The organism is Amycolatopsis sp. WAC 01376, from assembly GCF_003947415.1.
Classification (GTDB): Bacteria; Actinomycetota; Actinomycetes; order Mycobacteriales; family Pseudonocardiaceae; genus Amycolatopsis.
On record NZ_QHKL01000001.1, the window covers coordinates 1,843,827 to 1,862,342 of the forward strand.

General features: G+C 68.8%; 17 protein-coding genes. 8 read left to right on the forward strand and 9 right to left on the reverse strand.

The genetic code is table 11. The features are described from left to right. Positions 1 to 114 precede the first annotated feature (114 nt). From DMH03_RS08870 to DMH03_RS08885, 4 genes are all read right to left on the reverse strand, one after another. Positions 115 to 1,983, reverse strand: coding sequence for a serine hydrolase (locus DMH03_RS08870; protein ID WP_125791398.1), 1,869 nt, complete (start codon positions 1,981 to 1,983; stop codon positions 115 to 117). A 376-nt stretch (positions 1,984 to 2,359) separates the two neighbouring features. Then, positions 2,360 to 3,028, reverse strand: a complete 669-nt coding sequence (locus DMH03_RS08875) for a heme oxygenase (biliverdin-producing) (protein WP_125791399.1) — start codon at positions 3,026 to 3,028, stop codon at positions 2,360 to 2,362. 73 nt (positions 3,029 to 3,101) lie between these two features. After that, on the reverse strand, positions 3,102 to 3,695 hold the full coding sequence (locus DMH03_RS08880; RefSeq protein ID WP_125791400.1) for a TetR/AcrR family transcriptional regulator: 594 nt from the start codon (positions 3,693 to 3,695) through the stop codon (positions 3,102 to 3,104). 24 nt (positions 3,696 to 3,719) lie between these two features. Further along, positions 3,720 to 5,219: a glutamate-cysteine ligase family protein gene (locus tag DMH03_RS08885; RefSeq protein WP_125782025.1), complete on the reverse strand. Its 1,500-nt coding sequence runs from the start codon at positions 5,217 to 5,219 to the stop codon at positions 3,720 to 3,722. A gap of 216 nt (positions 5,220 to 5,435) precedes the next feature. Here DMH03_RS08885 and DMH03_RS08890 point away from each other — a divergent pair, with 216 nt between their 5' ends. From DMH03_RS08890 to DMH03_RS08900, 3 genes are all read left to right on the forward strand, one after another. Beyond that, on the forward strand, positions 5,436 to 6,251 hold the full coding sequence (locus tag DMH03_RS08890; RefSeq protein ID WP_125791401.1) for an RNA methyltransferase: 816 nt from the start codon (positions 5,436 to 5,438) through the stop codon (positions 6,249 to 6,251). A gap of 28 nt (positions 6,252 to 6,279) precedes the next feature. Beyond that, on the forward strand, positions 6,280 to 6,882 hold the full coding sequence (locus DMH03_RS08895; RefSeq protein WP_125791402.1) for a DUF2537 domain-containing protein: 603 nt from the start codon (positions 6,280 to 6,282) through the stop codon (positions 6,880 to 6,882). A 172-nt stretch (positions 6,883 to 7,054) separates the two neighbouring features. After that, entirely contained in the window at positions 7,055 to 7,420 is a 366-nt protein-coding gene (locus DMH03_RS08900) for an MmcQ/YjbR family DNA-binding protein (RefSeq protein ID WP_125791403.1), read from the forward strand. Between the two features lie 36 nt (positions 7,421 to 7,456). Here DMH03_RS08900 and sepH read toward each other — a convergent pair whose 3' ends face one another. The 4 genes from sepH to DMH03_RS08920 all read right to left on the reverse strand — a co-directional run bounded on the left by sepH (position 7,457) and on the right by DMH03_RS08920 (position 12,239). After that, the gene (sepH, locus tag DMH03_RS08905; protein WP_125791404.1) at positions 7,457 to 8,302 is read right to left on the reverse strand and encodes a septation protein SepH; all 846 of its coding nucleotides are present in this window, start codon (positions 8,300 to 8,302) and stop codon (positions 7,457 to 7,459) included. Between the two features lie 191 nt (positions 8,303 to 8,493). Continuing rightward, positions 8,494 to 9,651 (reverse strand): ATP-binding protein, encoded by a 1,158-nt coding sequence (locus DMH03_RS08910; protein WP_125791405.1) that lies wholly within the window; start codon positions 9,649 to 9,651, stop codon positions 8,494 to 8,496. Beyond that, a complete protein-coding gene (locus DMH03_RS08915; protein WP_125791406.1) occupies positions 9,648 to 10,307 on the reverse strand; it encodes a response regulator transcription factor in 660 nt (219 codons plus the stop codon). Before DMH03_RS08915 ends, DMH03_RS08910 begins: the two co-directional genes overlap by 4 nt. 117 nt (positions 10,308 to 10,424) lie before the next feature. After that, on the reverse strand, positions 10,425 to 12,239 hold the full coding sequence (locus DMH03_RS08920) for an alpha-L-fucosidase (RefSeq protein WP_125791407.1): 1,815 nt from the start codon (positions 12,237 to 12,239) through the stop codon (positions 10,425 to 10,427). Positions 12,240 to 12,468: 229 nt separating this feature from the next. Here DMH03_RS08920 and DMH03_RS08925 point away from each other — a divergent pair, with 229 nt between their 5' ends. From DMH03_RS08925 to DMH03_RS08945, 5 genes are all read left to right on the forward strand, one after another. Then, positions 12,469 to 13,014 (forward strand): hypothetical protein, encoded by a 546-nt coding sequence (locus DMH03_RS08925; protein WP_125791408.1) that lies wholly within the window; start codon positions 12,469 to 12,471, stop codon positions 13,012 to 13,014. Further along, positions 13,011 to 14,111, forward strand: a complete 1,101-nt coding sequence (locus DMH03_RS08930; RefSeq protein WP_125791409.1) for a peptidoglycan-binding protein — start codon at positions 13,011 to 13,013, stop codon at positions 14,109 to 14,111. Before DMH03_RS08925 ends, DMH03_RS08930 begins: the two co-directional genes overlap by 4 nt. Then, positions 14,108 to 14,794 (forward strand): ABC transporter ATP-binding protein, encoded by a 687-nt coding sequence (locus DMH03_RS08935; protein WP_125791410.1) that lies wholly within the window; start codon positions 14,108 to 14,110, stop codon positions 14,792 to 14,794. The genes DMH03_RS08930 and DMH03_RS08935 overlap by 4 nt, the downstream gene beginning before the upstream one ends. Continuing rightward, positions 14,791 to 16,011 carry an ABC transporter permease gene (locus DMH03_RS08940; protein WP_125791411.1) on the forward strand — a complete coding sequence of 407 codons (1,221 nt, stop codon included), beginning with the start codon at positions 14,791 to 14,793 and terminating at the stop codon, positions 16,009 to 16,011. The genes DMH03_RS08935 and DMH03_RS08940 overlap by 4 nt, the downstream gene beginning before the upstream one ends. A gap of 92 nt (positions 16,012 to 16,103) precedes the next feature. Further along, the gene (locus DMH03_RS08945) at positions 16,104 to 17,291 is read left to right on the forward strand and encodes a glycosyltransferase 87 family protein (RefSeq protein WP_125791412.1); all 1,188 of its coding nucleotides are present in this window, start codon (positions 16,104 to 16,106) and stop codon (positions 17,289 to 17,291) included. A 1-nt stretch (position 17,292) separates the two neighbouring features. Here the strand turns inward: DMH03_RS08945 and serC are convergent, their stop codons facing one another. Then, entirely contained in the window at positions 17,293 to 18,420 is a 1,128-nt protein-coding gene (serC, locus tag DMH03_RS08950; protein WP_125791413.1) for a phosphoserine transaminase, read from the reverse strand. Positions 18,421 to 18,516 lie beyond the last annotated feature (96 nt).

Here is an 18,516-nt window from a genome sequence, read left to right on the forward strand (position 1 = left end):
TTCTCCCCAGGTGGAACGACCCGTTCGTAGCGGCTGTACCCGTTGGGACCACCGCCTGAAACCCACCTTGCTAGCTCCAGTTAGCTGGAGGTCAAGGCGATGTGACGGCGGTCATCAAGCCAGGTAGGGCAGCCCGACCAGATGATAGGAGGCGATCACCCCGAGGAAGGCCGTCAAGGCCACGGAAACCACCGTGTAGGTGATCCTGGCGGGGGTGTTCCACCAGCCGCGGAGCCACGCGAGTGCCGTGCAGACGACGGCGGCGCCGGTCAGGAGCAGGACGACGTCCGGCAGGAGCAAGGTGACGCTCAGCAAGGGGGAGTGCCCGGAGGTCAGCGCGACGGCGGCGGCGCTCAGATCACTCATGAGGAGGGCGAAGCCGGCGGTGAACAGCAGGACGGCCAGCGCCGCGGACCAGGCGGCGGCGGTCGCGAACCGGGCGCCCGACGGGTTTCGTTCCCGGCCGCGCCGGACGAACGCGCGGATCGGCCAGAACACCAGCGCGCCCAGCAGGGTCGGCAGCGCGATCCCGAGGATCAGCAGGTGGGTGGAGGACGATTCGAGCCACGACATGCGTTCGTAGGAGGAGTTCGGGTCGTCACCGGCGAAGAGCAGGACCTGGCCGCCGGACTCACGGAACGCGATCCGCTCGCCCGCCACGTCGGTGAACAGCCCGGGCTCGGTCTGCGTCCACCGCCGGGTCCCCTCGCCGAGACCGGACGTCGTCAGCGCGCCGTCGCCGTCCACGGTCACCGTGACGCCTCCCGCGAGCGCGCGGACCTTCGTGAAGCTGTCGTAGTCCAGCCGGGTGTTGTTGTAGCTGCCTTCGAACCGTGAGACGTCTCCCGCGAGCGCCACGGGCGCGGGAACGGGGGCGGCGGGCTGTAGCCGGTCGACGAAGGCCTTCAGTACCTCGGCGGTGACCGCGGCGGCGTCGCCGGAGAACGCGCCGCCGTTGAACGCCAGGTACACGCCGGTGTTCTTCTCCGGGATCAGTTCCAGCACACTGAGGAACCCCGGCGAGTCGCCGGTCTTCTCCACCAGGCGCAAGCCGTTCAGATACCGCTCGGAGAAGCCGAACCCCATCGCGGGCAGCCGCGGGTCGTTGCGGAACCGCGCGCCGTGCAACTGGTCGAGCAACGGGCGGCTGAACGTGCCGGGGACGAGGTTCGCGGACAGGTAGCGGCCCATGTCGGCCGGAGTGGCGACGTTCCCGTCACCGGCGGGCGGTTCGGGGCCGAAGTTCGCCGGCGGGACGACCTGAGCCGAGCCGTCCCAGCGGTAACCGGTCGCCAGTGGCACGTCGGGAGTGGGCTGGGCGACGCTGCTGTCCTTCATGCCCGACGGCTCGAAGATGTGCTGCCGCACGTAGTCCGCATAGGACTGTCCCGACGCCAGTTCCACGAGATACCCGGCCAGCGCGAAGCCGTAGTTCGAATACAGGGCGACCTCGCCGGGTGGGCGGACGCGCGTGGGCATCTCGTTCGCGAGGTGTTCCGCGAGCGACGGCAGTTTCTCGTCCCGAGGGGTGAACATCCGGTACACGCGGTCTTCGAAACCCGCGGTGTGGGTCAGCAGGGAGAACAGGGTGACCGGACGGCCGGGGAAGGTTTCGGGGATCTTGAACGACTTCAGGTACGTGTTGACGTCGGCGTCCAGCGCCAGCTTGCCCTGTTCGACGAGTTGCATCGCGGCTGTGGCGGCGATCGACTTGCCGACGGAGTTGATCAGGAACCCGGTGCGTTCCGGGTCCACCTTGGCCTGAGTGTCCACTGAGGACACACCGTAGCCCGCCGAGAACACCGTCTTGCCGCCTTCGACGACCACCACGGCGGCGCCGGGAATGTGGTGCTCGGCAAGGCTTCTCGGGATGATCTCGGCGAAGACGGCCGCCGCGGAGGCGGGCGTGGCCGCTTGGGCGGCGGGCGCCGTCAAGACCGTCGTGATGGTCAGCAGTGCGGCGGTGGCCGCGATTCGGAACATGTGCTGAAAACTAGGGATTTCCCCGGGGTAAAGGGATCCGGTGGGCCGCCGGTCGCGGGGTGGGGCCTGCCCTACCCCGCGCCCCACTCGTGAGTGGCGGTTTCGCGTGATCGATGGGACGACACGTGTGATCCGATGGACGACACACGTGTCTGGATGGACGACACGCGCGCGGCCGGATTCCGACGGGAGTCGTCCGCCTGGACACGCGTGTCGTCCATCCCATCACGTGTGTCGTCCATCCGGACACGCGAAACCGCCGGCACTCAAGACATGGACGGTTATCCGGCCGGAGTCAAAGGCTCCTTTCGCTGCATCAGACGCGGCGAAGGGAGCCTTCGGCCCGCCGCCGGCTACCCGTGACCGGCTTACGAGGTCAAGCGGCCCGGTACGCGTCCAGTTCGCTCGCCAGCTCGTCGAACACCGCGATGTTGCACTCGAAGGCCACGATCGCCTCCTCGATGAGCCGCGCGCGCTCGTTCTCGGTCCACGGCGCCGAGTTCAGCTGTTCGCGGTAGTTGTCCCGGAACTTCGGCGCGCTGCCCAGCTGGTCGAAGTGGTAGAACAGCGACCCCGCTTCGCTGAGCTCGTACTTGCGCTCCAGCAGCCGCCGGATGACCTGGCCGCCGGCGATGTCGCCGAGGTAGCGCGTGTAGTGGTGGGCGACGAACCCGCCGGACCAGTCCGACGCCTCGGCGACACGCCGCGCGTACCGCTCGGTCGAGGGCAGCGGGCGGACGGTCTCGCGCCAGTCCGGGCCGACGAGGTGTTCGAGGTCGAGTTCGAGGCTCGGCAGCCGCCGCAGTTCCTCGAAGACGAACTTGCCCGCCACCGGGTCCTGCGCCAGCTTGTCGGCGGCCTGCTCGATGGCCTGGTAGATGAAGTAGTACTGGATCGCCAGCCGGGTGTATCCCTCGAGCGAGAGCTCGCCGCCGAGCAGCGCGTTCATGTACTCGGAGTGGTTGGCCCGCTCGTGGGCGGGCAAGGTGGAGGCGCGCAGGGTCGCGGAGAACGGCCCGGATTCGACGTCGGTGGTCACCGGCATGGACAGAGCCTCCAAGCATCGATCTGACATGCTGTCAGAAAGAGCGTAAGGCACAATCGCGGGTTAGGCTACCCTAATTTTTCGAGTCCTCGGTCATCCCGACCGCTCTGAGCACGAATCGGACCGCTCCCTCGATCGCGTCGTCCAGCCGTTCGGGTGGCACGTCGACGACCTGGCGGCTGCCGAGCGCGGCGGTGATCATCGGGATCAGCACGTCGGGATCCTCCTCCGGAACGCCCTCGGCGAGGATCTCGCGCAGCTGGCCGGTGATGGGGTCGGCGTGCGCGCTGATCCGCCGGTACGCGGCGGGCGCCAGCGCCGACGCGAGCGCCGTCCCCGGCGGCAGGTGGTACTCGGCCAGCACCCGCAGTTGCAGCCGGACGAACGTCGAAAGCTTCTCGACCGGGGTGTCCGCGGTCGCGACGGCCGCCGTCAGCCGTTCGACGTACCGCGTCGCCTCATCCTCGACGAAGGCGACAAGCAGGCTTTCCTTGTCCGGAAAGTGGTTGTACATCGCCGTGCGGCCGAGGCCCGCTTCGGCGGCGACACCCGCGAGCGTGATCGCGTCGAACCCGCGCTCGTACAGCTGCCCGCGCAGGACGTCGAACACCCTGCTGCGGACCTCGCGCCGGTGCTCCTCCAGCGACCGGCCGATGATCTTGGGCACGAGCCACCTCCCTGAGAGATGACTCTAAGCCTCAAGCGACCACGTGTGCACCGGAGTCTCCGTGGCCGACAGCTCCAGGTACCGGCCCAGCATCCGGTTCAGCGCGGTCTCCCGCTCGGCGCCGCGCTCCTCCGCGCGCAGGACGTACTCCCGCTGCCACGCCGCGCCGGTCCGCCTGGTGAGACACCGCTGCTCGATGATGCCCAGATAGCGCTCTCTCGCCTCGTCCGAAACATCCGATCGGCGTAGTCCCTCGTGTGCCAGCGGCAGCAGGACCCGCAGCACCAGCTCGTCCGGCGGGATCCAGCCGATCCCCGGCCAGTACAGCTGCGCGTCGAAACCCCGGCGCGCCCCCGCGTACATGTTCTCCTCGGCCGCCTGGAACGACATCTGTGTCCACACTGGACGGTCGGCTTCGGCGAGGGCCCGTTGCGCGCCATAGAAGAAGGCGGCGTTCGCGACCATGTCGACGACGGTCGGGCCCGCGGGCAGCACACGGTTCTCCACCCGCAGATGCGGCAGACCGTCGACGACGTCGTAGACCGGCCGGTTCCAGCGCCAGACGGTGCCGTTGTGCATCCGCAGTTCGGTGAGTTTCGGGGCCTGACCGGAGTCGAGCGCCTCGATCGGATCCTCGCGGTCGGTCTCGGGCAGCAGACCGGGGAAGTACCGGACGTTCTCCTCGAACAGGTCGAAGATCGAGGTGATCCACCGCTCGCCGAACCACACCCTCGGCCGCACGCCCTGGTTCTTCAGCTCCTCCGGCCGGGTGTCCGTGGCCTGCAGGAACAGCGGGATCCGCGTCTCGTGCCAGAGCGCCTTGCCGAGCAGGAACGGCGAGTTCGCGCCCACCGCGATCTGGACGCCCGCCAGTGCCTGTGCCGCGTTCCAGTGCGCCGCGAACTCCTCCGGCGCCACCTGAAGATGCAGCTGGACGGAGGTGCAGGCGGCCTCGGGGAGGATCGATTCGGAGTAACTGCGCAACCGCTCGGGCTGTCTTCCGGGCAGCGGCGCGCCCTCCATCGAGAGCACGGTGCGCTCGCCGCGCGCGGCGAAGATCCGGTCGTTGAGCAGCGAATACCGGGCGTTGTTGGTGAGCCACTTCTGATCGAAATGCTCGTGCCGCAGCGTCGGGAGGATACCGATCATCGCCAGCGAGGCGCCGGATTCCTCCGCCTTACGCGAGGCGGCGCCCAGATACGCGTGGAGGTCGTCCTCCAATTGCAGCGCGGACTCGCCGGCCAGCGGCCGCGGCGGCACGTTGAGCTCCAGGTTGTGCTGACCGAGCTCGGTGGTGAACGACGGATCGTTCAGCGCCTCGAGCACCGTCGTGTTCGTCATCGACGGGCGCAGTTCCGCGTCGACGAGGTTGAGTTCCACCTCGAGCCCGATATTCTTGCGCGGGAAGGAAAAACTGCCATCGGTGAGCATCCGGGCCAAGGTGTCGAGGCAGCGCTGTACCTTCCGGCGGTAACGTCCGCGATCCTGCGGCTCACAGGGGTCCGCCGAAAGATTCTTACCCATGTTCGTCGAGCTCCTCATTGGCCACGCTCCGCGGGATCCAGGCGGGACTGCCAGGCGGCCCAACGGTTTCACGCCTCGCCATCGCCCGGCTAGCGGCCAAACTGGTGCTCTCTGTCACTAGGGGTTAACTTACAGCAAAATACCGCCGTTCGTACTACCTCTCCGTTGACGTTCGGACGAAACCGGCGCGCGGGGGGCGGATGACACACTCTCCGGGTGGCTGAACTGATCACCATCGACGACTCCGGCGACCCGCGGCTCGACGATTTCCGCGACTTGTCCACAGCCGATCGGCGTCCCGATAGGCCGGGTGGGCGTGGCTTTGTGATCGCCGAAGGCACCGTCGTGGTCGAACGGCTGCTCAACTCCCGCTATCCGGTCCGCGCCCTGCTCGGCGTGGAACGGCGGTTCCGGGAACTGGGCGACGACCTGGCCCGCGTAGACGTCCCCGGCTATGTGACGTCGGCCGAGACGATGGCCGAAGTGGTCGGCTTCCACCTGAATCGCGGGATACTCGCCGTCGCGGGCCGGCCGGTCCCGTCGCTGGCGGTCGAGGACGTCATCGACGGCGCACGCGTCCTCGCCGTCCTCGAAGGCGTCGGTGACCACGAGAATCTCGGTTCGCTGTTCCGCAACGCGGCCGCGCTCGGGGTCGACGGGATCCTGCTCGGCGCCGGTTGCTCCGACCCGCTGTACCGGCGCAGCGTCCGCGTTTCGATGGGGCACGTCCTGCGCGTGCCGTTCGCCACCGTCGGATCCTGGCCCGGTGACCTGGAACTGCTGCGGGAACGCGGTTTCCGTATCGCGGCCCTCACTCCTCGTGCGGATTCCGTTTCGCTGCGCCAGTTACGCGACCAGACCCCGGGGAAGGTGGCGCTGATGCTGGGCGCCGAGGGCCCCGGCCTGACCGACGAGGCCATCGCCGCCGCCGACGTCGCGGTGCGGATCCCGATGCCCGAAGGCGTCGATTCGCTGAATGTCGCCACGGCGGGCGCGATCGCGTTCTACGAGACGCGTCCACCGCTATCGTGAGCACCCGAGGCGACCACGAGGAGAACCGATGGAATTGCGGATCCGTGAGGGCCGTGCGGTGCTGGCCGGGCGTGGCGGCGACAGCGCGCACGAGGTGGACCCGCATTCGCTCGCGATCGGTTCGGACCTCGCGCAGGCGTTGCACGAATGGGCCCGCGTCGCGTCCGCCGTCGGCTCCTCCGGCACCGAGGCCGCTTCCGTGGTTTCCCAGCGAGGCCGCCAGCTCGCCCAGCGGGTCGCCGCCACGATGGGCACCTCGGTGCGGTACGTCGACCCCGTCTCCGGCGACGGCGTGATCATCGACCCGCCCACCCCCTCGCCCCGCAACGAACTCGCGCGGCGGCTTTTCGGCACCCCGGATCCCGCCGGGGAACCGACGCCGTGGCTGACCGGGCTGACCGTCTCCGCGTTCGTCGCGGCCGTGGTCGTCGTGGCGATGCTGGCGCTGGCGAACACCCTCGCGCGCGAGACCAACGGCTGGCTCGCACTGCTCGCGTCGGTCGTCGTGACCGCCGGGATCACGCCCTCGCTGTGGCTCGCGCGGCGGGTGCCGATCGTGCGGTGGGCGTCCTTCGGCGCGGCCGCGGGAATCGTGATCGCGTGGATCGGCGTGCTGATCGTCGTCTTCTAAAGAGCCGAAGGTCAAACGTGTCTTTGTCGGGCGGAGTGTCCAAGGGCCGGGGGGCCGCGGGGTGGTCGTGAGTGGTAAGTGACGTTAGAACGTCACTTACCACTCACGACCACCCCGCGACACGCCTTGGCATCGCGCCACGTTTGCCTTACCCCTCAATAAGGAGAGCCCCATGACACGTGACCCGCTCAGTTCACTCAGACGGCTGTGTCTCGCGCTGCCGGAGACTTCCGAGCGGCTCAGCCACGGCGAGCCGACCTGGTTCGTGCGCGGCAAGAAGACGTTCGTCATGTACGCCGACCGGCATCACGACGACAAGGTCGCCTTCTGGTGCCCGGCGCCGCCCGGGGCGCAGGAGGAACTGGTGGGCGCCGAGCCGGAACGGTTCTTCCGGCCGCCGTACGTCGGGCATCGGGGCTGGCTCGGGGTCCGGCTGGACATCGACGTCGACTGGGCCGAAATCGAGCGGATCGTCACCGACGCGTATTGCCTCGTGGCGCCCAAATCCCTGATCATGCAGGTCCCTGGACGCACGTAATGGCCCCTCCACCGGAAGGGGCCATTACGTGCGAATTCAACCTCGTTGTGATCGGACGCCCAGTAGGACGTCTTCCCAGGATGGAACGATGGGGTGGTTCTTCTTCCCCTTCGCCCGTGGAGCTGGCTCGGCCACTTCCTCCGGCTCGTCAGCCGGAAGTGGTGGCTCGACATCTTCTTCGGGTTCCGCGATCGGCGCGTCGATCACCTTCGCGACCGGCTCGTCGGGCACCGAATCCAGGGTGGGCTGGATGACCGCTTCCCTGCCGGGGTCCAGCGCCCGGACCGTGCGCGGGGCGCGGTAGGCGTTGGGGTTGAGCAGGACTTCGGCGTTCTCGTCGAGGGCCTGTACGGTGCCGCCGTGCGCGCCGGGCGAGAACGACCAGTGCGCGCGGTTGTCCGAACGGCCTGCCTTCCAGCTCAGCACGACGACCCACTTGCCGTCGTCGCCTCGCCAGGAGTCCCAGGTCGCCTGGCTGTAGTCGTGTCCGCGCTGCCCGAAGGAGTGCGCCACGACCTCGCCGAGCGTCTGTACGTCGGGGCCGTCCTCGCGGACCGGATGCGCCCGCTGGGCCAGTTCGGCGGTGCGGGATCGCTCGAGCAGGACCGGGTACGCGAACCGCTCGACGCGCTGCACGGTGACGCCGGCGCCGCTCGCGACCTGCTCCACGGACTCACCGGCCCGGATTCGTGCCTGGATCTCGCGTGGCCGCATTTGGCTCTCCAACTCGATCTCGATCTGGCCGAGGCGGGTGATGTCACCCCTCGCCGCCGCTCGCAGCCTCTCATCTGCGGGGAGCAGGAAACGCGTGCGGCTCGCCGGGTCTTCACACACGATGGACTTACCGTCCTCGTGCAGCCCGACCACCCGTAGCGCTCTCATTCTCGCCTCCCCGACTTCTTCACCTTTGTGGGTGTCCACGGTAAAACGGCGCGTCGCCTTGACGTGTGAGGCGCGCCGATGTCATGTGTCCTGCTCACTATTTTGTTCATGACGGCAAGGGGAATTCTGCGGGAGCGACGGGCGGCCCGCCGTGTGACGCGCCGGACACGCACAGTCACGATCGGGGGAATCTACGGAAGCCGCACCCGGACGACGAGCCCGCCGCCGCGTCCGCCCGGTTCCGCCCCGGCGGTCCCGCTGTGCGCCTTCGCGATGGACCGGACGATCGACAGGCCGAGCCCGGCGTTGCGGGAGTCGCCGGTCCGGTCGCCCGAGAGCCGCCGGAACGGCTCGAACAGCGCGGGTACGGCGTCCAGCGGCACTTGCGGGCCGGTGTTGCGCACGACCAGCGCCGGGTCGCCGCCGATGTCGATGTGGATCCAGCCGCCCTTGCGGTTGTAGGTGATCGCGTTGTGCACGAGGTTCGTGACCAGGCGCTCCAGCAGCACGGGATCGCCGGACACCGTCCGCGGCCGCAGCCGTGACTCCACAGTGACCCCCGCTTCCCCGGCCATGGCCGCCGCCGACCGGATCACCGTCGCCGCGACCTCGTCCAGCCGGACGGGGCCGCGTGCCGCCAGGCCGCGGTCGCTGCGGGCGAGCACGAGCAGGCCCTCGATCATCCGTTCGCTGCGTTCGTTGGTGTAGATCAGGTGCTCGCCGAGTTTCCGGACCTCGGGGCTCACGTCGGGATCGGCCATCGCGACCTCGACCAGCGTGCGCTGCACCGCGAGCGGGGTCCGCAGTTCGTGGGAAGCGTTGGCGACGAAGCGTTTCTGGCTCTCGAACGACACGGCGAGCCGGTCGAGCATGCCGTCGAAGGTGTCGGCGAGTTCCTTGAGTTCGTCGTCGGGGCCGTCGAGATCGATGCGCCGGTCGAGGTTTTCGACCTCGAGTTTCCGTGCGGTCGACGTGATCGCGTGCAGCGGCCGCAGCACCCGGCTCGCCATCAGCCAGCCGAGCAGCACCGCGAGCGCGCCGGCGATCGCCAGCGCCACCAGCGACTGCCACAGCAGCGCCGAAAGGACGTCCGAGCGGTACTCCGTGATCGAGGTCGCGACCAGTTGCGTGGCCTGAGCGCGCTCCACGGGCAGGATGGTCGTCGTGTCCATGGGATACGCGCGCTGGACCGCGATGCCCGCCGCGTCGCTCGCGAACGCCGCCGTATCCGGCAGCGTCGAGCTCACCAGCAGGTAGTTGACGACCAGCAACGCGAGCCCGACGAGCAGGAACGCCCCGCCGTAGAGCGCCGTCAGCTTGGTGCGGACGGAGAGCCGGAGCGGTTTCACGACCCGAACCGGTAACCGGCGCCGGGCACGGTGTCGATCAGCGGCGGTTCGCCGAGTTTGCGCCGCAACGTCATCATCGCCACCCGGACGGCGTTCGTGAACGGGTCGGCGTGTTCGTCCCACGCCTTCTCCAGCAGTTCCTCCGCGCTGACCACGTTCCCTTCGGCGCGCATGAGCACCTCCAGTACCGCGAATTCCTTGGGGGACAAGGGAAGGAACCGGCCGTCGCGGGACGCCTGGTGACGCGGCAGGTCGAGGACGACACCGCCGCGTCGCAGCACCGGCGGCAACGCCGGCCGTGCGCGCCGCGACAGCGCCTGCACCCGCGCGACGAGTTCGGCGAACGCGAACGGTTTCGTCAGGTAGTCGTCGGCGCCGAGACCCAGCCCGGCGACCCGGTCGTTGACGTCGGCCGCGGCGGTCAGCATCAGGACCCGCGCCTCGCCGCCGGTGCGGATCACCGCGGCGCAGACCTCGTCGCCGTGCACGACGGGGAGATCCCGGTCGAGCACGACGACGTCGTAGCCGTGCACCCCCACCCGGTCCAGGGCCTGCGCGCCGTCGTAGCAGACGTCGACGGCCATGGAGAACCGTCGCAGGCCCTCGGCGATCGTGTCCGCCAGGAGCCGCTCGTCTTCCACCACCAGCACTCTCACCTGGCCAGTCTGCCCCGGATGGGGGTAAGCGCGGGATAAGCGTGGGGTCGCGTGGGTCGTGAGTGGCGTTTCGGGTTAGAACCCGAAACGCCACTCACGACCACCTGTACCGAACAATCAACCGACCGGGTGCAGCTGCCGCGCCGGGATCACCTGCTGAGGGGTGTTCGGGCTGGACCACAGCAGCTTCATCGACGCCTCACCGCCTCGTTCGGTGTGTTCGAGCCGGATCGCGTACGACTTCCCGGCGACCAGGTCCAGAGTCGCTTTGTCGACAGCAGGGCCGTGCGGGGTGGTGTTGTCGATCAGGAGTTTCCCGTCGACCCACAGCCGTACGGTGTCGTCCGAAACCGTGGTGAACGTGTACTTCCCGGTGTCCCGCGCGGTCACCTTGCCGCTCCATCGCGACGAGAAGGACTCCGCCGGGATCTTCGCGTCGGGTGATCCGGTGAACTTCCAGTTGTGGTTCACGCCCGGCTCGACCCGGCGCACCGTCGGCGTCCCGGTGAAGTCCGCGTTCGGCCAGTACTCGGCGGTCAGTCCGGTCCCGCGTCCGGCGGGGGCCTGGGGCAGCGGGTCGACACTCAGTTCGATGACGGTCGCGACGTCGTTCGTCCGGCCGCCCGACGGCGTGAGTTTCACGCTTCCGGACGACTGCTCGACCTTCACGCGCTGCCCGCTGCCGAGCACCCGCGCGTCGCGGACCCGGAACGGCGCCAACGTGTCGAGCGTCAGCGAACCGCCCGAAGCGGGCCAGTCGAACACCGACGCGTAGAGCTTGCCGCCCCGGCGACTCACCACACCCCACTGAGGTTCGGCGACGATCCCCGGCGTGCCCGCTCCGTAGACGGCGGCGGAGTGGCCGTTCGTCCGAAGCCACTGGCCCATCTGCTTCAGCCTGTCGATGGATTCCTTCGGCACCCGGCCGTTGCGATCGGGTCCGACGTTGAGCAGGAAGTTGCCGCTGCGGCCGGCGATCGAGAGCAGTTTCCTGGTCAGATCCGCCGAGGATTTCCAGTTGTGGTCCCAATCGGTGTACCCCCAGCTGCCGTTGAGGGTCATGCACGACTCCCACAGCTGCCCGTCGACCGGCTTGTCCGGGATCTCCTGTTCGGGAGTTCCTGTGTCGCCGTCGACCACCCGGCGTTTGCCGACACGGTTGTTGACCACAATGGACGGATCGAGGCTGCGAACGTACGCCTCCAGCTCTTCACCGTCCTTTTCGGTCCACGGGTTGTTGGGCCGGTCAGTGCTCCATTCGCCGTCGAACCACAGCACCGCCGGGTGATAGTTGTCGACGAGTTCCTTGAGCTGGGCGTACATCCGTTCCTTGTACTTCGGGAACGTCGCCGGATCGGGGAAGTCCGGGTCGTGCCAGTCCCAGATCGAGTAGTAGAAACCGAGTTTGACGTCCCGCGCGGCCGTCGCGCGTTTCAGTTCGGCGAGGATGTCGCGCTTCTTGTCGAACGCCGAGTGGTCGCGGAGGTTGAACTTGTTGACCTTCGTCGGCCACATCGCGTAGCCCTCGTGGTGCTTCGACGTGATCACCATGTACTTCTGCCCGGCGTCCTTCGCCGACTGCGCGATGGCGTTCGCGTCGAACCCGGCCGGGTTGAACTTCGCGGCGATCTGCTCGTATTCGGCGCGCGGGATCTGGCAGTTCCGCTGGATCCACTCGGCGTCCTGGCAAACGCTTCCGTCAGGGCGTTGGTACTTCCCTTGAAGCTGGGAGTACGCACCGAAGTGGATGAACTGGCCGAAGCGGTCGTCGCGCCACCAGCGCGTCCGGTCGGCGGTGAACGGGTCGTCGTAGGCGTGGTCGGTCCCTGGTCCGGACGGCAGCGGCGCGGCTTCCGCCGCGGGCAGGACGCCCAGAGCGGTGGTCGCGACGACAAGGGCCGCCAGGGCCCGGAGTGGGTTGCGGCGATTCATGCACTCCTCCTCGATGAGGTGTGGACGTCGGGACTCTAAGAAGCCAGAGATCCGATGTGAACCCCCAAAAGGCTCCTGACTGGCCTGGTTCACCCGTAAAGACGGCAGATAGGTCGGATCTTTGTTCCGCTGATCGGGACGGTAAGCGCGGCATAAGCGACTTCGCTTACCGCGCCGGAATCGGCCTCTCCGTAGAAATCGGCACAGCAAGACGACCGAAGGAGCAGCGATGCGGAAACGACCGATGGCGGCACTGGTCGCCGGGGCGGTCCTGGCGCTGGTGGCAGGCTGCGGCGGTGGCGGGGACGGCGGCGACAAGGTCGCCTCGATCTCCTCCCCACCCGCCGCGGGCGCGGGTGACGGGAAACAGGCCGACAACGTGTCCGACGAGGACAAGATGCGCAACTTCGCGAAGTGCATGCGCGAGCACGGGATCGACATGCCGGATCCCCAGACCAACGGCGACGGGCAGGGCACGATCTCCATCGAGGCCGGCGAAGGCAGGCCCGACGAGAACAAGATGAAGGCCGCGAGCGACGCGTGCCGGAAGCTGTTGCCGAACGGTGGCGAGATCAAGCCGCCCACGCCGGAAGAGCTCGACAAGATGCGCAAGGAAGCCAAGTGCATGCGCGAGCACGGCATCGACTTCCCGGATCCCGATCCCAGCGGCAAGGGCGCCGCCATGACGATGGACGCGGGCGATCCCAAGAAGTTCGAAGAAGCGGCGAAGGCCTGTGGTCTCGGCATGACCATGAGGGCGGCCCCGGCGAAATGAGCGAACACGAAGGACCCGGCGGCGCACGGCGTTCGCGCCGGGCGCGCTGGTTCGTCATCGCGGCGGTCCTCGTCGTCGTGGTCGGGACGATGTCCGTGGTCGTGCTGACCAGGGTCACGTCGGAGGCCCAGCAGGTCGGGCAGGCGCCACCACCGGTGGAAACCGCGAAGGTCGAGAAGACCGACCTGCAGGAGGAGGAAGAGGCGAACGGAACTCTCGGCTACGGCGCGGAAAACGCCCTCGCCGGCCGGAAACAGGGCACCGTCACCGCCCTGCCGGACACCGGCGCGGTGCTCACCCGCGGCAAGACCGTCTACGGTGTCGACGCCAAACCGGTGCCGTTGTTCTACGGCACGTTGCCGTTCTTCCGTGACCTCGCGGACGGGGCCGCGGACGGCCCGGACGTCAAGCAGCTGGAAGAGAACCTGAAGGCGCTCGGTTTCGGCGGTTTCGGCACGCCGGACAAGAAGTTCACCTCGGCCACCACCGCCGCGATCAAGAAATGGCAGAAGTCGCTGGGCGTCGAGCAGACCGGCACCTTCGGTCAGGGCGACGCCGTCCTCGCCCCCGGCGAGATCCGGGTTTCGCAGGTCGCCGCGCAGCTCGGCGGCCAAGGAGGCGGCGAACTCCTGAAGTACACCGGCACCGAGCGTCTCGTCGAGGTCAAGCTCGACGCCGCCAAGCAGGCCATCGCGAAGGAAGGGGACAAGGTCGGGATCGACATCACCGGCGGCAAGAGCACGACCGGGGTGATCACCGAGGTCGGCAAGGTCGCGGAAACCGGCAAGGACGGCGCCGGGCAGGACGATGGCAAGCCGAAGATCAAGGTGAAGATCAAGCTGGACGATCCGGCCGCGGCGGGGTCGCTCGATTCGACGCCCGTCTCGGTGCGGTTCACCAAGGAAGTCCACAGTGGAGTGCTGGCGGTCCCTGTCGGGGCGCTGCTCGCGCTCGCCGAGGGCGGATACGCCGTCGAGGTCGACGAAGGCGGAAATCGGCGCCTCATCGCGGTGAAGACCGGCTTGTTCTCCGGCGGCCGCGTCGAAATCACCGGCACCGGCCTCGCCGCCGGGATGCGGGTGGTGACGACCTCATGACCCCGGTGCTGGACGTGCGCGGCGCCTCGCGTACCTATCCCGGTGGGGTGCGGGCACTGCACGAGGTGTCACTGTCCATTCAGGACCGAGAGATGGTCGCCATCGTCGGCCCGTCCGGCTCCGGCAAGTCGACGTTGCTGCAGCTGATGGGCACGCTCGACCGGCCGACCAGCGGCGTCATCGAACTGCGCGGGAACGACGTGGCGAAACTGCCCGACCGCAAGCTTTCCGCGTTGCGGTCACGGTGGATCGGGTTCGTGTTCCAGCAGTTCTTCCTCAGCGAGGGGGTGAGCGCGGTCGACAACGTCGCGACGGGGCTGCTGTACGCGGGGGTGCCGCGGCGCAAACGGCACGAACGGGCGCTGGCCGCGCTCGACCGGGTCGGCCTCGCGCATCGGGCCGGGCATTTCCCGAACGAGCTTTCCGGCGGGGAACGGCAGCGGGTGGCGATCGCGCGGGCGGTCGTCAACTCGCCGTCGATCCTGCTGGCCGACGAGCCGACCGGGAACCTCGACACGGGCAACGGCGCGGCGATCCTCAACCTGCTCGCCACGTTGAGTTCGCAGGGGACGACGGTCGTGATCATCACGCACGACCGGGAGATCGCGGCGGGCATCCCGCGGCGGATCGAGCTGCGCGACGGCCGGATCCGGCTCGACACCGGGACGGGGGTGCTGGTGTGAGCGCACCCGTCCTCGACAAGACGCCGACGCCGAATCCGGCCAGGCTCGGCCCGCGCGACGTGCTGACCCTCGGCGCGCACGGGATGCGGACGCGGCCGATGCGCGCGGTGCTGTCCGCGCTCGGCATCGGGATCGGGATCGCCGCGATGGTGGCGGTGCTCGCGATCCCGGCGTCGGGCGCGAAGGCGTTGCAGGACCAGCTGGCCGCGCTCGGCACGAACCTGCTTTCGGCGGGACCGGGCAAGACGATGTTCGGTGGTGACGCCACGTTGCCGGACAGCGCGGTGACGACGGCGCAGCGGATCGCGCCGGTGACGGCGGCGTCCGCCACCGGCACCACCGACGGGACCGTGCGGCGCACGGACAAGATCGCCAAGGACGAGACGTCCGGCCTCTCCGTCTACGCGGCGACGCCGGATCTCCTCGAGGTCATCGGCGGCGCCGTCCGCACCGGGCGGTTCCTCCGTGACGCGACCCGCGACTACCCGGTCACCGTGCTGGGTTCGGTCGCGGCCGCGCGGCTCGGGATCGACCGCATCGATCCGGCCAAGCCGCCGCAGGTGTTCATCGGCGGTCAGTGGTTCACCGTGGGCGGCATTCTCGGGCCGACGCCGCTGGCGCCCGAGATCGAGCGGTCGGCGCTGGTCGGCTGGGACGTCGCCAAACGGTTCCTCGGCTTCGAGGGGCATCCGACCACCGTGTACGTCCGGGCGAAGGATTCGCAGGTCGAGAACGTGCGTTCGGTGCTCGCGCAGACGATGAATCCGCAGGCGCCGAACGAGGTCGAGGTGCGTCGTCCGTCGGAGGCGCTGGAGGCGCAGAAGCTGACGGAGAACACCTACAGCGCGCTGTTCCTCGGGCTCGGCGGGGTGGCGTTGCTGGTCGGCGGCGTCGGGGTGGCCAACACGATGGTGATCTCGGTGCTGGAACGGCGTCGCGAGATCGGCCTCCGCCGCGCGCTCGGCGCGACGAAACGGCAGGTGAGAGGCCAGTTCTTGGCCGAGTCGGTGCTGCTGTCCGGGCTCGGCGGGATCGCCGGGGTCCTGGTCGGCGTGCTGGTGACGGCCGGGTACGCGCTGAGCCAAGGCTGGCCGGCGGTGCTCCCCGTCGGCGCCCTGCTCGGCGGGGTCGGGGTCTCGGCACTGGTCGGTGCCGTCGCCGGTGCCTATCCGGCGATGCGCGCGGCCCGCCTCCCGCCGACCCAAGCCCTCGCCTAGCTCGCGTTTCGTCCTCTGGATGCGGTAGTTCGTAGTGCCAACTACCGCATCCAGAGGACTGGATGCGGGGTAGCGGTGGGTAATCTCGCCGGGTGCTGGTGGGATTGTCGGGGCGGAAACTCGCGGGGGCGTTGATCGCGCTCGAAGCCGTCGTGGTCGGCGTGCTGTTCGCGTTCAAGGTGTTCGACGGCCAGGACCTCGAGGTCTACATCGGCGGCGCGCGGCTCCTCGCCGACTCGGGCGACCTGTACGGCACGTGGGTGCAGACGCACGGGGGCTGGCTGCCCTTCACCTACACACCGTTCGCGGCCGCGGTGTTCCTGCCCGGCACGCTGCTGTCCGCCGCGCTGGCCACGAGGCTGGTCGGGCTCGCGTCGATCATCGCGGGCGGGATCGTCGTCTACCTCTTCGTCGCGACGCTCAACGGCTCGCTCACCGACCGTGCGAACGTCCGTGGCCGCGCCATCGCCGTACTGGCGGCGATCGGGGCGCAGGCCGTCGGCGGGATCATGGAGCCGGTCCGCTCGACGCTCGGCTTCGGCCAGATCAACACCCTGCTGATGCTGATGGTCGTCCTCGACGCCCTGCTCCCGGGCCGCGCGCGGACCAAGGGCCTGCTGATCGGCGTCGCCGCGGCGATCAAGCTGACCCCGGCCTTCTTCATCCTGTTCTTCTTGTTCCGCAAGGACTTCCGCTCGTCCGCACGGGTCGTGGCCGGGTTCCTCGGCGCGGGCGCGCTGATGTTCCTGGTCGCGCCGGACGCGTCCGCGAAGTTCTGGACGAACATCCTCTTCGACACCAGCCGCATCGGCGATCGCGGCTATGTCGGCAACCAATCGCTGCGCGGGATGCTCGCGCGGTTCGGACTCGGCTCGGCGGAGGACGTCGTCTGGGTATTGGCCGCGGTGGTCGTGGTCGCGCTGACCGCGTTCGTGATCGTGCGCGTCGCGGAGCCGGTGTTCGCGCTGACGGCGTGCGCCATCGGCGGGTTGCTGGTCTCGCCGGTGTCCTGGACACACCACTGGATCTGGTGCGTGCCGATCCTCGTGCTGCTGGTCTGGACCCGGTCGATCGTTTCCTACGTGCTCGCGGCCGTGACGGTGGCGCTGTTCGTGATCGCGCCGATGTGGCTCGCGCCGCGGCCCGCCGGGAGTTTCGGCTGGTGGCTGGCGACGGAATCCTTCGTGCTGTACGGCCTTGTGCTGCTCGTGCTCCTTAAATCCGTGAGGGCCTCCTTCCCTACGCTCAAGGTAGGGAAGGAGGCCCTCACGGAAAGCTAGCTCAGCCCAGGCGCTCGACGACGTACTCGATGCTCTGGGTCAGCTTCGTGATGTCGTCCGGGTCGATGGCCGGGAACAGGCCGACGCGCAGCTGGTTGCGGCCCAGCTTCCGGTACGGCTCGGTGTCGACGATCCCGTTGGCGCGCAACACCTTCGCGACCGCCGAGGCGTCCACCTCGTCGGCGAAGTCGATGGTGCCGACGACCTGCGAACGCAGCGACGGGTCGCTGACGAACGGCGTCGTGTAGCTGGTCTTCTCGGCCCATTCGTACAGCCGGGTCGACGAGTCGCGCGTGCGCGCGGTCGTCCACTCGAGACCGCCGTTCGAGTTCATCCACTCGATCTGGTCGGCCAGCAGGAACAGCGTCGACACCGCCGGGGTGTTGTACGTCTGGTCCTTGCGGGAGTTGTCGAGCGCGGTGGTCAGCGACAGGAACTCGGGGATCCAGCGGTCGCTCGCGCCGATCTCGCCGATGCGCTCGACCGCGGCGGGCGAGGCCAGCGCGATCCAGAGACCACCGTCGGAGGCGAAGGACTTCTGGGGCGCGAAGTAGTAGACGTCGAAGTCCTCGGCCTTGACCGGCAGGCCGCCCGCGCCGGAAGTGGCGTCGATGGCGACGAGGGCGCCTTCGCTGCCTTCGGGGCGGCGGACCGGCACCGCGACACCGGTCGAGGTCTCGTTGTGCGCCCAGCCGACCAGGTCGGCACCGGCCTCGTAGGCGATCTCGGGCGCGCTGCCCGGGTCGGCCTTGACGACGATCGGGTCGGCGAGGAACGGGGCGCCCTTGGTCACCGTGGCGAACTTCGAGGAGAACTCGCCGTAGGTGAAGTGCTGCGCACGTTCCCGCACGAGCCCGAACGCGGCGGCGTCCCAGAATGCGGTCGTCCCGCCGTTGCCGAGGACCACTTCGTAGCCTTCGGGCAGGGAGAACAATTCGGACAGACCCGCACGCACGCGGCCGACGAGGGACTTCACCGGCTTCTGACGGTGCGAGGTGCCGAGGTAGGTGGCACCGGATTTCGCCAGGTTGGCGAGCTGCTCGTCACGGACCTTGGACGGTCCGCAGCCGAAGCGGCCATCGGCAGGCTTCAGGTCCGCGGGGAGGGTCAACTCAGGTGCGTCGGTCATGAGGCCAGTCTCTCAGGTCGGGACGGCCCTGCTGACAGTCGGTGCCGCGTGTCCGGGATGTGGGATCGGCGGACCGGCTCCCCTCGGCGCCGGCCG